The organism is Mesorhizobium sp. USDA 4775, from assembly GCF_054062655.1.
In genome coordinates, this window is the sequence record NZ_JBSSFM010000001.1 from 5,947,902 (window position 1) to 5,962,787 (window position 14,886).

Sequence of the window (14,886 nt, forward strand, 5' to 3'; positions counted from 1 at the left end):
TCGATATGCTGATAGCACCATGGCCGCTCCGCTTGACCTCAACCTCCTGAAAACCTTCGTCGCCGTCGTCGAGAGCGGCAGCCTGTCCAATGCGGCGCCCCGGGTCGGCCGCAGCCAGTCGGCGGTCAGCATGCAGATGCAGCGGCTGGAGGAGATGGTGGGCAACCAGCTTCTGGTGCGCGGACCGAGAACGGTTACCCCCAACGCCATCGGCGAGGATTTTCTCATCTATGCGCGCCGGCTGCTGAAGCTGTCGGATGAGGCCTGGGCGAGCGTCACGCGGCCGAAGGAGACGGGCAGCGTGCGTCTTGGCGTGCCGGACGATTACGCTGCCTTCCTTCTGCCACCTGTCCTATCGCGTTTTGCCGAGGATCACCCGCTGGTGACGGTGGAACTGATCTGCGAACAGTCGACCGCGCTGGTGAAAACCCTGGCGGAAGGACGGCTCGACCTGGCGATCGTCACTCGCTTGCCGGACCAGCCGCTCGACGTCATCCGGCTTGAGCGTTTCGTCTGGGTCGCCTCGCCGAACCATGTCGCCTGGCAGACCGATCCCTTGCCTGTCGCCCTGTTCGAGCCTGGCTGTGCCGCCAGGATGAATGTCCTGCAGGCGCTTGGCGAAGCTGACCGGTCTTACCGTTGCACCTATTCCAGCGCCTCCCTGCTTGGCCTGATCGCGGTAGTGCAGGCCGGGCTCGCCGTCGCCGGCCTGGCGCAGCGCAGCGTACCCCCATCGCTGCGCATCATCGGCGGCAATGAAGGGCTTCCCGTGCTGCCGGATCTCGAAATCGGCATCCTGCGCAACCCGCTGTCGAGCACGCCGGCGGTCGATCGGCTGCATGATTTCCTGCCCCGCGACCTCGCACAGCAAGCCTGAGATCATCGTCTCCGCACGGGATTGGGTGCGACCGGCCCACTCGCCGCGGTGCAGCGTTTGTTAAGGCCTCGGTCCTATAAGGCCGTCAGCCAGAGCTCTCCGGGGTCAGCCATGCTTCGAGCCGTTTCCTCAGCCAGCCTTCTTCTCATTGCCACCTCCATTGCCGCCCATGCCGGGGGCGACCCGGTGCAGGGCAAGCACGTCTTCAACCGCTGCATGGCCTGCCATGAGGCGGCCACCGACCGCGACAAGGTTGGCCCGCATCTCAAGGGTGTCGTCGGCCGCACCGCGGGCACCGCGGAAAGCTTCCTTGGCCATTATTCCGAAGCCATGAAGAGTGCGGGCGCTGCCGGTCTCGTCTGGGACGAGGCAAATCTCACCGAGTATCTCAAGGCCCCTAAGCTCAAAGTTCCCGGCAACAAAATGGCTTTTGGTGGTCTGACGAATGATGACGACGTCGCCAATGTCATCGCCTATCTGAAGGCCGATCCGAAGCCCTGAGTGCGCGTCGGTGCGGTGCGGCCGCACTGATATGTTTGCCTGCAACCGGTTCAATCCCCTGCCGAATTCAGCATTTCCGCGTCGGCCGGGGCTGACTGTCTTGCCGGCATGAAAGTTCAATGACAGCTGAACTAGTCCCGACTGACCGGCTAATCACGCCATGACCACACCTGCATTGTCTTTCAAGGCCTTGGCGGATTCTTTTGTTTTCACACGACCCTTGTCTTCACGTCTTTCAATCCCCGGATGCCCCACATATATTCGCCGCTGTTCGCAATCAGCGACCGGAAGCCGAAGCGGGAGGCCCCTATGGCGACATTGCAGAATTTCGACGCCGAAATTGCCAAGACCAAGCAGGTCGTCCAGGACATGCGCACCAAGATCGAGCAGTCCGGCACCGTGCTCGACACGCTTGCCACCGCTGACAAGAAGATCGGCGACGCCAATTTCGACATCGAGAACGCCCGCATCGAGGACGTGCTGAAGCAGCAGAAGGTGATGGAAGGCAACATTGCCGACCTGATCATCGGCCTCGAGGACGCCACCAACGTCTTCGGCGCCGAGTTCGAGAGCATGAAGAACTACACCGGCTGGGAAAACTTCGTCGGTGTCTTCTCCAGCCAGCGCAAGCAGCGTATGCGCACCGACCGCGTCCGCAACATGTCGCTGGCCGGCAATCTGCAGGAACTTCTGGCCAAGTCCGACACCATCGTCGGCATCCTGAAGGCGCAGAAGGAGGTCCTCGACCAGCGCTACAAGACCTCCGAGACCAGCCTGTCGCAGGTGATCGAGCGCCGCAAGACCACCATGTCGAACCTCGAAGCCGTGCAGAAACGCATCGAGGAACTCAACCCGATGCTGCTCGACATCGAAAACAAGATCGCCGCCTCGACCAGCCAGAAGGACCGCACCCAACTTGAGGGCGAACGCTCCAAGCTCGCCACCGAATACAACGAGAAGCAGGCCAAGGAGCAGGAACTGCTGGCCGAAAGCCAGACGCTCGAGCGCTACACCTCGATGTTCCAGACCTTCGTCGATTCGCTCAACAACCAGATCGCCGCGCAGTCGACGCTGATCAACAAGCTGACCATCGATACCGAGCAGCGCATCGTGCTCTACAAGGCGCTGGAAGATTCGCTGAAGACCGCCGCGCAGCAGGACGTCGCCCACAAGATCAACACGCTGGGCAGCCAGGTCGACAACACGGCGGAAGAAACCATGGCCGGCATCGGCGCCGCTTCGCAGAAGCACATTGGCGACCTGCTCGAAATGCACGAGAAGAACATGGTCGCCAGCGCCGATATCCAGCGCCGCAAGAAGCTCGCCGACGATGCCTTTGCCCGGCGCTTCGACGAGGTGCTGAAGAAGCACAATTCGGCCAACTACGTGCAGTCATAATTGCCGCGCGCACCGGTGCGACAATCCCAGGGCTGACAGAATGACCCCCGAAAACGACGCGGCGGCGCGGGTATTTCTCGGCAATCACGGCCGCGCTCAGCGGCCTTGAAGTGTTCATGCGCGACGACCGCTCGCCGCTTTACCGGCACGGCATCGTCGCAAAGATCGTTGCCGAATACATCGCCCGGCTCGACAAGTCCTTTGGCTGCTGGCGCAACCGGCTGGGCTTCATGGACACGTTCCGCATTTCGCGCGCCGAAAGCGGTTTTCCGGTGTTCCAGAACCTGCTCGAACTGGAAAACGACCGCCGCCAGGCCGACAGCCGGCTCGCCAACATCCCGCTGGCCGGAGAGCTGCGCGAGGAGATGGCCGACTTCATCCTGCGCCACAAGGAGTTCCCCGAGGCGCTGCAGAAGTCGATGGCCGAGCGTCTCTATCTCGAGGACGTCAAGAGCGAGCAGACTTTCGGGCCGTTCACGCTGGCGCAGACGGCCAAGGTGTCGGTCAATCCGAAGACGGCGTTGCCCTACTATCTCGTCCATTGGGCGACCTTCGACGGCAGCGCCAACTTGCCGCTGGTCTACATGGTGACGGTGGAGGATTCCTCCGAGAACATGGTCCGCCAGCTCGTCGACCGGAACGGCAAGCTCAACGACAAGGTCGACATCCCGCTGCCGGTCGACGGCCTGCTCAATCCCGAGCTCGCCCACCGTTTCGACGATTTCACCGAGAAGAACTCCGCCTACACGCTTTCGCCGGCGACGATTGCCGTAAACCTAGACAAGGATTTCGAGCCGCTGCACCCCAAGCAGTTGCGCCGCGTCGTGCTTGGCCCGTTCTATTCCGCGGGCATTACCGACAACAATTCGACGGTGACCGAAGTGCTGGCCAAGGTGCGCAAGCCGGAAAACGCCTGGCTGCTGACCTGGACCATCCAGGAGGTCTATTCCAAGGGCGAGAAGCCCGGCCGGAAGGGGCTGTTTTCCAGCGAGAAGACGACGCAGGAATTCTTCATCAACACCGACGACCTGGAAGCCGCGCGCCAGGGCGTGTCGAGCTACGAAAACCACGCACTGATCCCGCACGAGGCCTACCAGGCGCTCTACGCCGCCGGCGAAGCACAGAAGATCTTTGGCGGCTACAAGGTCCACATCCTGTCGAACGGACAGGTCATTTCAGACGTCTGACCGTAACACCACGGAGCATCCTTCATGGACACCGGCCTGACCACCATCCCGGAAGCGGCGATCGAGAAGCACCGCGCCACCGCGCAGAGCTTCATCACCCGCATCGTCGTGCTGGAGGACCCGTCGCGCGAATCCGGCACGGCGCTGGCCGGCACCAACCGCCGCTTCGTCTCCACCGTCTCGGTCGGCTCGGTGCGCCGCACGCGCGAGGTAGAGCTGTCGAGGACCGTCGGCGCCGTCCATCCCGACGACCAGCTGCTGACCATCCCGCAGCACACGCTTCTGTTTCGTGCCCGGCGCGGTACGGCGATTGCGCTCGCCATATCGGATGTCTTCGCCGAAGGCTCCGACCTCGAAAGCCTGCAGGCGAAGAACGCCCGCGCCCCGCTGGAGGGCGACGAGGCGTCGACCTTCAAGAAGCTGCTCTCAGCGTCGGCCTACATCTCGGCCTTCAGCCTGGCATCCTACCTGTTCCAGCTGATCGACAGCGACGGCGAGGCGCCCAACGACATCCCCGAACCCGACTTCCTTTTCGACACGCCGCAGGATGCGGTGAAGTCGATCCTCGCGGGCCTCGACAAGGCGATCGCGGGCTCGAAGGACGATGCCGACCTGGCGACCAGGGCACGCGCCTTCGCCCGCGTCGCCATTGACGGACTGCTGGCCAGAAAAGGCCGTTTCGACGGCATCGGCCCGTTCGAGAACGCCCATATCCGCATCGATGCCGACGACTTCACCCTCGACGGCTTCGACGTCGCGCCCGGCAAGCGGTCGAAGCCGCTGGTAATGACCTTCAAGAAGCCGGAAGAAGTCGTCGGCAACCACATCGCCAAATACCAGTCGGTCAAGCTCGCCAAGATGCTGATGGCCTATGATTTCGAGCGCGAGCTGAACCCGTTCGTCGAACTCGGCGGCTTCCTGTTCACCTTCATCGGCGACGGTGCGCCCGGCACCGGCAAGACGACGCTGATCCAGATGATCGCCGGCCTGGTCAACGGCTACTGCCAGGTCGCCGGCTATCCCTTCGCCTACGAGAATTTCGGCGTCGACCAGATCTCGTCCTATCAGGGCAAATCGGGTCAGAACTGCCGCCAGTTCATCAACAATGTGCTCAACCCGCGCGTCATCGGCTTCGGCACCATCGACGATATCGACCAGGTGGCGGCGCGCCGCTCCGACGACCGCGCCTCTGCCGGCCAGCAGGAAATCACCGGCGTCCTGATGGATGCCTTCGCCGGCGCTTCAACCGTGGTGCGCGGCAACTGCTCGTTCGGCATGTTCTCCAACTATCCCGAAAATGTCGACGACGCGCTGCGCCAGCGCGCCGGCGCCCGCTGGCTGGTCGACGGCCCGCAGACCCGCGACGACTATATCGACATCTTCGTGCTGCTCGCCGGCAAGAACCACGAAATCCCTCTGGGCAAGCACGAGCTCTACGCCGCGCAGGAAATCCAGCGCGCCGTGACCGAAGCCTATGAGGAGCATGAGAAGCCGCAGGAAGACGGCCTGATGAAGGTCTACGAGCGCTACATGAAGGACAATGGCGCGCCCAAGACCTTGGCCGACATCGGCACCTACCTGCACCTGATCAAGGACGCCGAGCCGCGCTTCACCGGCCGCGCCATCAAGAACGTTACCGACGCCATCAAGATGCGCGCCATGGACATTGAGCTTCCCGACGACTGGTTCGAGAAGCCGGAAGCCTTCATGCACAAGAGCTATGACGAGAAGAAAGCCATGATCGAGGAACTGCGCGGTCCGTTCTCGATGGACATGGTCATGCAGGAGATCAACCGCTACGCCGATTCCGAGTTCCGCTATTCCGACAAGTCCGACGACGCCGCCGTGGAAAAGCTGCTGCGCGACGCGCGGCTACGCGAGCGGGCGGCGCGCGAGATGGAGGAGATGAAGAAGAAGGGGCTTTGGAATGCGTGAGCCACACCGGCCTTTCCTTCTCCCCGCGAACGGGGAGAAGGAAAGATGAGCCACACCGCCAAAAAACCCGACCTCTTGCGCGACAACGAGCTCATCTACGGCCGGCTGCTCACCGTCGACGAGCCGCATCTCATCCAGCGTTACAACAAGGCGCTGGCCGCCTTCGGCCTGCCTCCCACCAAGCTGAAGAGCTTCCAGATCGACCGCACCGGCTTCTCGCCCGAGATCGCCGACGAATGCGGCGACCCCGACTATCTCGACCCCAACGAGGTCAATCGCCGTTTCATCATCCTGACGCCGTCGCAGATCGACCTGCCGGTGGTGCACACGGCCTTCTCCAACACCTCGCAGCTGATGTTCGAGTTCATGTCCAAGAACCAGCGCGCCATCGACGCGCTGACGATCAAGGATGTCATCTACGGCGAGATCGAGGATTCCGTTCCCAAGGTCAACGACATCGAAGACCTGCTGTCGATCAACCAGGTTGAGTTCAAGGTGCTGTCAGCCGAGGACGTGCTGGGTAAGGCCGCTGAACTCGGCAAGCTTGTCGACCGGCTGAGGCAGGAGCCCGACGCCTGGCGCGACAACGCCATGCTGACCCGCATGGTGGAGCTGGCGAAAATCTGCGGCGACATCCGCGAGAACGCGCTGGTGCCCGACCAGGTGATCTTCCGCCACAATGCCTACTGGACCAGCCATTTCGGCGGGCTCTACGTGTTCGTCGATCCCGACATGACGACGGTGATCAGCGATCCGGCGGCCCCGGGCTTTCGCCGCTCGCGGCCGTGGCAGGTGAGCTATCTCTCGATCAACGACGCCGACAAGGTCTTCAAGTTCCTGGCCAGCACCGGCCGCATCGAACTGCCGCGCGCCTCCTGGATCGAAGCGTCCGGCTATCTCGAGCACCGCGCTGAGATGGTGGTGCGCGCGCTGATCCGCGACGCCGAGCCAAACCGCAACCTGACCGATGTCGACAAGGTCTGGCTACAGACTTGGATCCAGAGCCATGCCGACCTGATCACCAAGGACGGCAATTTCCCTTTCCTCAACGCCGCCAAGCGCGAAATCGCCCAGCTTGGCCATCTCAAGATCGAGGATGTGTTCCCGCAGCAGCGCTTCCTTGTGGTCCGCGCCAAGCCGGACCATCCCGACGCCTGGCTGACCAACCGGCTGATCTCGGATTTCGTGCCGAGCGACTTTGTCTCGCGCTACATCTTCAACAAGCAGGGCTTCTACAAGGACTATGACGGCTTCAGCGACGCCTGGAGATCGCATGTTGTGGACGTTCTGAAAACCACATATTTGAAGGACAAGGTGGCGTTTCGCACACGCCTCTACGGCCTGACTGACTAGAACGAAATGAGCTGTCATTTCGTTCTAACTTGTTGTTTTGGCGCATGATGTTATCCAAAAAGTCTGCAACTTTTTGGCATCATGCTTTGAGGGGGTGACACAGCCATGCTCGATCCGATCGTCAATTTCTTCACCCGGATTTTCCAGTGGATCGGCCGCGGCATTGGCCTTCTGATTGGCGCCATCCTGTGGCCGTTCCTATGGGCCGGCCGCTGGTACACGCAGCGTGGCTGGATCCTCAAGGCCGTGCTCGGCCTGGCCCTGTTGGTGCTGATCGGCCTCTACGCCAACTTCTTCTATGCCACCCAGTGGTGGAACAATTTCAACCCGAACTATCCGGACACCTACACGTTCGAGAAGCGCAATGTTTCCGCCGGCGAGCAGGTGGCCGCCGGCACCGGCACCGACACGGCCAAGACCTGCGGCAACTCCGGCATTGCCCAGATCGCGGCCGATCTGACCGACTTCAACGTCAACCAGAATGCCTGGATCTCGTCGATGATCCTCTACAAGCTCGGCCTGTTCGGCATCGACTGGGACAACACGCCGTGGATGGACAACAAGGCGTCGTTCCAGCGCGGCATCAACCAGGCGGTGCGGCGCACGGCGACCGAACTCGCCGACAATCTCGGCCGCGTGCGCACGACCTCGCAGATCGATGCCGATCTGCAGGATGCGCGCGGCAATCTGCAGTTCGACGAATACACCTGGTATTTCGGCGTAAGCCCGTTCGGCCCGAAGACGCCGACCCCGAGCTACTATCGCGACGCCGTGCGCAAGCTGCGCTCGTTCAATGCCCGCCTCGCCACCTGCCAGGCCACTTTCGATGCCCGCGCCGACAATCTGAAGCAATATATCGACCGCATCGCATCGGACATTGGCTCGACCTCCGCCATCCTCAAGGAGCGTGCCGAGAACCACAACAATGGCTGGTTCGATACGCGCGCCGACGACCGCTACTGGTTCGCCTATGGCCAGCTCTATGCCTATTATGGCCTGATGAAGGGCGCGCAGGCCGACTTCGAGGACGTCATCAAGGAAAAGCACCTGCAGAGCCTGTGGGACACGATGGACGCGCAATTTGTCTCGGCCCTGCGCATACAGCCGTTCATCATCGCCAATGGCCGCGAGGATGGCTGGCTGCTGCCGACGCATCTGACGACGATGGGCTTCTACATCCTGCGCGTGCGCTCCAACATGGTCGAAATCAGCAACGTCCTGACGCAGTAGCGTTCGGTTGTCGCGGTTCCAGCGATGGCGAATTTGCGCCGTCGCCTCTGTCGCATTCCGTGCATTGTGCGGCTGTTTTGAGACGGCGGAAACGCCGCCGCTCTGGCTTCTATACGGCGCGGCAAGCGGAGCCAGAAAGAACCGAGGACAGGTCGGCCGGCCGCACAAGAATTTTCTCTATAGGAAACATAGTTGCATGGAAGTTGACGCCACGGCAGCGACAGGGTTAGAACATGCCCGCGCGCCCGGTTTTAACCTGCATGCGATAGAGATCAACCCCGTCCCCTCCACCGTTCAATCCAGAGGAAAGCCGTCATGGCCGAAGTGAAGTCCGACATCGAGATCGCGCGCGCCGCCAAGAAAAATGCAGATCCAGGAGATCGGCCAGAAGATCGGCATCCCGACCGAACATCTGCTGCCCTATGGCCACGACAAGGCCAAGATCTCGGCCGAGTTCATCAGATCGGTGAAGGGCAACAAGGACGGCAAGCTGATCCTGGTCACCGCCATCAACCCGACGCCTGCCGGTGAAGGCAAGACCACCACCACCGTCGGCCTCGGCGATGGCCTCAACCGCATCGGCAAGAAGGCGATCGTCTGCATCCGCGAGGCCTCGCTCGGCCCGAATTTCGGCGTCAAGGGCGGTGCTGCCGGCGGCGGCTACGCACAGGTCGTGCCGATGGAGGACATGAACCTCCACTTCACCGGCGACTTCCACGCCATCACCACCGCCCACAATCTGCTTTCGGCCCTGATCGACAACCACATCTACTGGGGCAATGAGCTCGGCATCGACACACGCCGCGTGGTGTGGCGCCGCGTCATGGACATGAACGATCGGGCGCTGCGCGAAATCATCTGCTCGCTCGGCGGCGTCGCCAACGGCTTCCCGCGCGAGGCCGGCTTCGACATCACCGTCGCCTCGGAAGTCATGGCCATCCTGTGCCTTGCCACCGACCTGAAGGATCTGGAAAAGCGCCTCGGCGACATCATCGTCGCCTACCGCCGCGACAAGTCGCCAGTCTATGCCCGTGACCTCAAGGCCGACGGCGCCATGGCCGTGCTGCTGAAGGACGCCATGCAGCCCAACCTGGTGCAGACGCTGGAGAACAACCCGGCCTTCGTCCATGGCGGCCCGTTCGCCAACATCGCGCATGGCTGCAACTCGGTCGTTGCCACCACCACGGCGCTGAAGCTCGCCGACTATGTCGTCACCGAAGCCGGTTTCGGCGCCGACCTCGGTGCCGAGAAATTCTTCGACATCAAGTGCCGCAAGGCGGGCCTCAAGCCGGCGGCCGCCGTCATCGTCGCCACCGTGCGCGCCATGAAGATGAATGGCGGCGTCAAGAAGGAAGACCTCGGCAAGGAAAACGTCGAGGCGGTGAAGAAGGGCTGCGCCAATCTCGGCCGCCACATCGAAAACATCAGGCAGTTCGGCGTGCCGGCGGTGGTTGCCATCAACCACTTCTATTCCGACACCGACGCCGAAATCCAGGCGATGAAGGACTATGTCGCCTCGATGGGCGAAGAGGCTGTCCTGTGCAAGCACTGGGCCAAGGGCTCGGCCGGCATCGAGGAGCTCGCCAACAAGGTGGTGGCGCTGGCCGAATCCGGCGCCTCGCAATTCGCGCCGCTCTATCCCGACGCCATGCCGCTGTTCGAGAAGATCAACACCATCGTCCAGCGCATCTATCGCGGCTCGGAAGCGATTGCCGACAAGTCGGTGCGCGACCAGTTGCACGCCTGGGAGCAGGCCGGCTACGGCAACCTCCCGGTCTGCATGGCCAAGACCCAGTACTCCTTCTCGACCGACCCGAACCTGCGCGGCGCGCCGACCGGCCACACCGTGCCGGTGCGCGAGGTCAGGCTTTCGGCGGGCGCCGGCTTCGTCGTCATCATCTGCGGCGAGGTCATGACCATGCCCGGCCTGCCCAAGGCGCCGTCCTCGGAAAAGATCTTCCTCAACGAGATGGGCCAGATCGAAGGCCTGTTCTAGACCCCTTCAAAATCGCAAATGCCAAAGGGCGCCGCAGCGATGCGGCGCCCTTTCTGTTTGCAGAACGGCCTAAGCCGCGTTGCGCGCCAGCGCCCGCTGGTTGGAGGCGTAGATCGTGTCGCGCTCCGGCAAGGCGCCGGTCTTCAGGCATTCCGTCCATTCGGCGGTCTTCAGCACCGCGGCGAAGCGCGACTGCAGGATGATCGTGACCACGCGGTGGATCTCCTCGGCCGAGGCATAGCCGGCGCTGTTGGCATAGGGCACCGAGCCGGTCGCGTCGGACAGGAACTCGACGGCAAAGCCCATATGCACGGCATGGATAATGGTCGACAGGTCGCAATTATGCGTCATGTAGCCGACCACCGTGAGCGTATCGATGGCGTTGGCGCGCAGCCACGCCTCGAGGTCGGTGCCGGTGAAGGCCGAGGGCAGCATCTTCTCTACATAGTGGTCGCGGCCGCGCCTGGCGATTTCGGGATGCAATTCACCGCCGTGACTGCCCTTGGCGAAGATCGGGGAGGTCTCGGGCGCCATCTGCTTGACGACCACGACCTTGATGCCGGCGGCCGTCGCAGCGTCCATGGCACGTGCCACATTGACGACGCTGTCGCGGAACGGCGGATGCTGGATGGCCAGATTGCCGCCGTCATAGTCGTTCTGGACGTCGATGACGATGAGCGCGCGGCGCGGTGTGGTGTTGGCGGGGGCAGACATGGTGTTTTCCTTCCGGCTTGAATGCGATGGGCCGAAAATAAGCCATTCGATGAGCAGCCAAAAGTGGCCCGATTGACATCATTCGAAAGAATTGGGACAATACAGCTTCCGAACCGGAAACGCCCATGACCGCCCCGATCATTGCCGCCCTCGCCTTCGATGGCATCAGCCCGTTTCATCTCTCCGTGCCTTGCCTGGTGTTCGGCGCCGATCGCACGAGGCTCGGCCTGCCGCGCTTCGACTTCCGTGTCTGCGGGGTCGAGCAAGGCATGATCCGGACCGACGCCGGGCTGAGCATCCTTGTCCCGCATGGGCTGTCCGCGCTCGACGATGCCGACATCGTCATCATCCCGAGCTGGAAGGATCTCGAAGCCCCCCTTGCCAGGCCGCTCAACGAAGCGCTCGGCCGCGCGCACCGGCGCGGGGCGCTGATTGTCGGCCTGTGCCTCGGCACCTTTGCCATTGCCGCCGCCGGCCTGCTTTCGGGACGGAAGGCGACCACGCATTGGGCCTATACGGACCAGCTGCGTGTCCTGCATCCCGACATTTCGGTCGATGCCGACGTGCTTTATGTCGATGATGGCGACATCGTCACCTCCGCCGGCGTCGCCGCCGGGCTGGACTGCTGCCTGCATATCGTGCGCGCCCGTTATGGCGCCGAAGCGGCACTGCGGCTCGCGCGACACGTCGTGCTCTCACCGCACAGGCAGGGCGGGCAGGCGCAGTTCATCGAACGCCCCGTGGCAAAGAGCGCGGATGCCGACCGCTTCACCCAGGCGCTGGACGCGGTCCGGACGACACTCAGCGAGGCGCACAGCCTGGACAGCGTCGCCGAGGCCGCCGGTCTGACACGGCGCACCTTTACCCGCCGCTTCCAGAAATCGATCGGCACCAGTTTTGGCGACTGGCTGACCAGCCAGCGCATCGAACTGGCGCAACGCCTGCTGGAAGCGACGGAAAAATCGATGGACATCGTCGCCTTCGAGGCCGGCTTCGGCAGCGCCACCTCGCTGCGCCAGCATTTCGCCGCGCGGCTCCGGACATCGCCGGCGCAATATCGGCGCGAATTCTCCCGGCGGGTAGATTGGGACGAACGGGTGGCGCAGGCCTGACCGCTTTGCGCCAGATCGTCAACCGCGCTTGACCGGTCGCGCCGGATTGCCGACCACCGTCTCGTTTGCAGGCACATCGCGCGTCACCACAGCGCCGGCGCCGACTATGGCGCCCTCGCCGATGCTGACGCCGCCAAGGATGATGGCGCTGCCGCCGATCCAGGCACGGGCGCCGATCTCGACCGGCCTGGCGATCTCCAGCCCCGCCTGCCGGCCCGCGGCCTCCTTGTGATGCTCGGCGCAATAGATCTGCACATTGGGGCCAAGCAGCGTTCCCTTGCCGATGCGCACGGCTGCCGTGTCGAGGATGGTGCAGCCGGCGTTGAGGAAGACGCCATCGCCGAGAAGAATGTTGAAGCCGTAGGCGCAGTGGAACGGCGCCTCGATGCGGGCGCCCTCGCCCACGCCGCCGAGCAATGCCTTGAGGCCCGGCCCGAGATTTCCGCGCTGCCTTGGCGGCAGGCAATTGTGCTCGAACACCGCGTCGCGCGCGAGGGCACGCAGCGCCTCCAGCTCGTCATCCAGGCAAGTGTACCATTCGCCGCGCCGCCATCTTCGCGCGCTCGCTTCCAGCCATGGCGGGTCTCCGATTGACGTTCTTGCAAAGCATAGTTGCGGCCAGCAGAAAAGCGCCAAGCCAAGTACTGGTCAAATATTGGACCTATGGTAGCCTGCCGTCTCGAGGCCGTCCTGGCCTGGTGATCGAGGGGATCAACATGCTCTATCTTCTTGCACTTCTGATCGGCGTCATCGCCGGCCTGCGCGCCATGACCGCGCCTGCCGCGGTCGCCTGGGGCGCCTATCTCGGCTGGCTGCCGGTTGCCGGCACCTGGGCAAGCTTCATGAGCCATTGGGCCGCCGTCGGCATCTTCACGATCCTGGCCATCGTCGAGCTCGTCACCGACCAGTTGCCTTCGACGCCGAGCCGTAAAGTGCCGCAGCAGTTCGGCGCCCGCATCATCATGGGCGCCTTCACCGGCGCCGTGATCGGCGCGACCGGTGGCGCCACCATCGTCTGCCTGATCGCCGGCGCAATCGGCGCGGTCATCGGCACGTTGGGCGGCGCCGAAGGGCGCGGCCGGCTGGCGGCCGCCTTCGGCAAGGATCCGCCCGCCGCCTTCATCGAGGACGCGGTGGCGATCATCGGCGGCCTGCTGATCGTGGCGGCGGTGGCATGACGGCAAGAACTTTCGACGCCATCATCATCGGCGCCGGCCAGGCCGGCACACCGCTCGCCGGAAGGCTGAACGCAGCCGGCATGAGCGTGGCGCTGATCGAGCGCAAGCTGGTCGGCGGTACCTGCGTCAACACCGGCTGCATCCCGACCAAGACGATGGTGGCGAGCGCCTATGCCGCGCATCTGGCGCGGCGCGCCGCCGACTATGGCGTGACGCTCAGTGGCCCTGTCGGCGTCGACTATGCCAAGATCAAGGCGCGCAAGGACAAGGTTTCGGGCGCCTCCCGCACCGGGCTGGAAAGCTGGATCGCCGGCATGGACAAATGCACGCTCTATCGCGGCCATGCGCGCTTGGAATCCGCCAATACGGTGCGCGTCGGCGACGACCTTCTGACCGCCGACAAGATCTTCCTCAACACCGGCGGCCGCGCTTCCGTGCCCGATTTGCCCGGCATCCACGACATCGACTATCTGACCAATTCCTCGATGATGGATCTCGAGGTCCTGCCGCGCCATCTGATCGTCGTCGGCGGCAGCTACATCTCGCTCGAATTCGCGCAGATGTTCCGCCGTTTCGGCAGCGAAGTCACCGTCATCGAGAAGAGCCCGCGCCTGACCGGCCGCGAGGACGAGGACGTCTCTGCCGCCATCCTGTCCATCCTCGAAAATGAAGGCATCACAGTCCATGTCGGCGCCGACGACATCGGCTTCGCCAAACAGGGCGACGATATCGCCGTGACCTTCTCGGCCGGCAAGCCGCCCGCCGTCGGTTCTCATGTGTTGCTGGCGCTCGGCCGAACGCTCAACACCGACGATCTCGGCCTCGACAGAGCCGGCGTCGCCCTCGACAAGCGTGGCGCCGTTATCGTGGACGACCAGCTGCGCACCAGCGTGCCCGGCATCTGGGCGATGGGCGACTGCAACGGCAAGGGCGCTTTCACCCACACCTCCTACAATGACTACGAGATCGTCGCCGCCAATCTGCTCGACAACGACCCACGCAAGGTCAGCGACCGCATCGAGGCCTATGCGCTCTACATCGACCCGCCACTCGGCCGCTGCGGCATGACCGAGGCGGCGGTGAAGAAATCCGGACGCCGCGCGCTGGTCGGCCAGCGGCCGATGACACGTGTCGGCCGCGCCGTCGAAAAGGGCGAGACGCAAGGCTTCATGAAGATCCTGGTCGATGCCGACACCAGGGAAATCCTTGGCTGTTCGGTGCTCGGTCCCGGCGGCGACGAAGCGGTGCATTGTGTGCTCGATCTGATGTACGCCAAGGCACCGGTAGACACGCTGGCGCGCGCGACGCACATCCACCCCACGGTCTCGGAACTGCTGCCGACGATTGCCCAGGAACTGAAGCCGCTGGCGTGAAACGCTTCGAGCTGGGGACTTTCTGCATCGGT

The 14,886-nt window shown here is 63.4% G+C and carries 11 protein-coding genes and 2 pseudogenes; 11 read left to right on the plus strand and 2 right to left on the minus strand.

The window, feature by feature from the left end; all coding sequences use genetic code 11:
- The first annotated feature begins 19 nt into the window (after positions 1-19).
- The 8 genes and pseudogenes from ACVILI_RS29290 to ACVILI_RS29325 all read left to right on the plus strand — a co-directional run bounded on the left by ACVILI_RS29290 (position 20) and on the right by ACVILI_RS29325 (position 10,477).
- On the plus strand, positions 20-877 hold the full coding sequence (locus ACVILI_RS29290) for a LysR substrate-binding domain-containing protein (protein ID WP_457102691.1): 858 nt from the start codon (positions 20-22) through the stop codon (positions 875-877).
- A 111-nt stretch (positions 878-988) separates the two neighbouring features.
- Positions 989-1,378: a c-type cytochrome gene (locus ACVILI_RS29295; RefSeq protein WP_038649146.1), complete on the plus strand. Its 390-nt coding sequence runs from the start codon at positions 989-991 to the stop codon at positions 1,376-1,378.
- Positions 1,379-1,687: 309 nt separating this feature from the next.
- A complete protein-coding gene (locus ACVILI_RS29300; RefSeq protein ID WP_027047308.1) occupies positions 1,688-2,776 on the plus strand; it encodes a hypothetical protein in 1,089 nt (362 codons plus the stop codon).
- A 116-nt stretch (positions 2,777-2,892) separates the two neighbouring features.
- Entirely contained in the window at positions 2,893-3,963 is a 1,071-nt protein-coding gene (locus tag ACVILI_RS29305; RefSeq protein ID WP_457102692.1) for a hypothetical protein, read from the plus strand.
- Positions 3,964-3,987: 24 nt separating this feature from the next.
- A complete protein-coding gene (locus ACVILI_RS29310) occupies positions 3,988-5,898 on the plus strand; it encodes an AAA family ATPase (RefSeq protein WP_038649152.1) in 1,911 nt (636 codons plus the stop codon).
- Positions 5,899-5,943: 45 nt separating this feature from the next.
- Positions 5,944-7,251 (plus strand): DUF6638 family protein, encoded by a 1,308-nt coding sequence (locus ACVILI_RS29315; RefSeq protein ID WP_457102693.1) that lies wholly within the window; start codon positions 5,944-5,946, stop codon positions 7,249-7,251.
- Between the two features lie 105 nt (positions 7,252-7,356).
- The gene (locus tag ACVILI_RS29320; protein ID WP_019860715.1) at positions 7,357-8,481 is read left to right on the plus strand and encodes a DUF2333 family protein; all 1,125 of its coding nucleotides are present in this window, start codon (positions 7,357-7,359) and stop codon (positions 8,479-8,481) included.
- Positions 8,482-8,796: 315 nt separating this feature from the next.
- A pseudogene (locus tag ACVILI_RS29325) lies at positions 8,797-10,477 on the plus strand (formate--tetrahydrofolate ligase).
- 69 nt (positions 10,478-10,546) lie between these two features.
- Here ACVILI_RS29325 and ACVILI_RS29330 read toward each other — a convergent pair.
- On the minus strand, positions 10,547-11,191 hold the full coding sequence (locus ACVILI_RS29330) for a cysteine hydrolase family protein (RefSeq protein WP_019860717.1): 645 nt from the start codon (positions 11,189-11,191) through the stop codon (positions 10,547-10,549).
- A 125-nt stretch (positions 11,192-11,316) separates the two neighbouring features.
- Here ACVILI_RS29330 and ACVILI_RS29335 point away from each other — a divergent pair, with 125 nt between their 5' ends.
- Complete coding sequence (locus tag ACVILI_RS29335; RefSeq protein WP_038649158.1) at positions 11,317-12,303, plus strand: helix-turn-helix domain-containing protein; 987 nt, start codon at positions 11,317-11,319, stop codon at positions 12,301-12,303.
- Positions 12,304-12,321: 18 nt separating this feature from the next.
- On the opposite strand, the pseudogene ACVILI_RS29340 reads toward ACVILI_RS29335, so the two are convergent.
- Positions 12,322-12,880 (minus strand): annotated as a pseudogene (locus ACVILI_RS29340) (sugar O-acetyltransferase).
- Between the two features lie 139 nt (positions 12,881-13,019).
- Between ACVILI_RS29340 and ACVILI_RS29345 the strand changes: the two are divergent.
- Positions 13,020-13,481 (plus strand): membrane protein, encoded by a 462-nt coding sequence (locus ACVILI_RS29345; RefSeq protein ID WP_038653275.1) that lies wholly within the window; start codon positions 13,020-13,022, stop codon positions 13,479-13,481.
- Positions 13,478-14,854, plus strand: coding sequence for an FAD-containing oxidoreductase (locus ACVILI_RS29350; protein WP_038649161.1), 1,377 nt, complete (start codon positions 13,478-13,480; stop codon positions 14,852-14,854). Before ACVILI_RS29345 ends, ACVILI_RS29350 begins: the two co-directional genes overlap by 4 nt.
- Positions 14,855-14,886 lie beyond the last annotated feature (32 nt).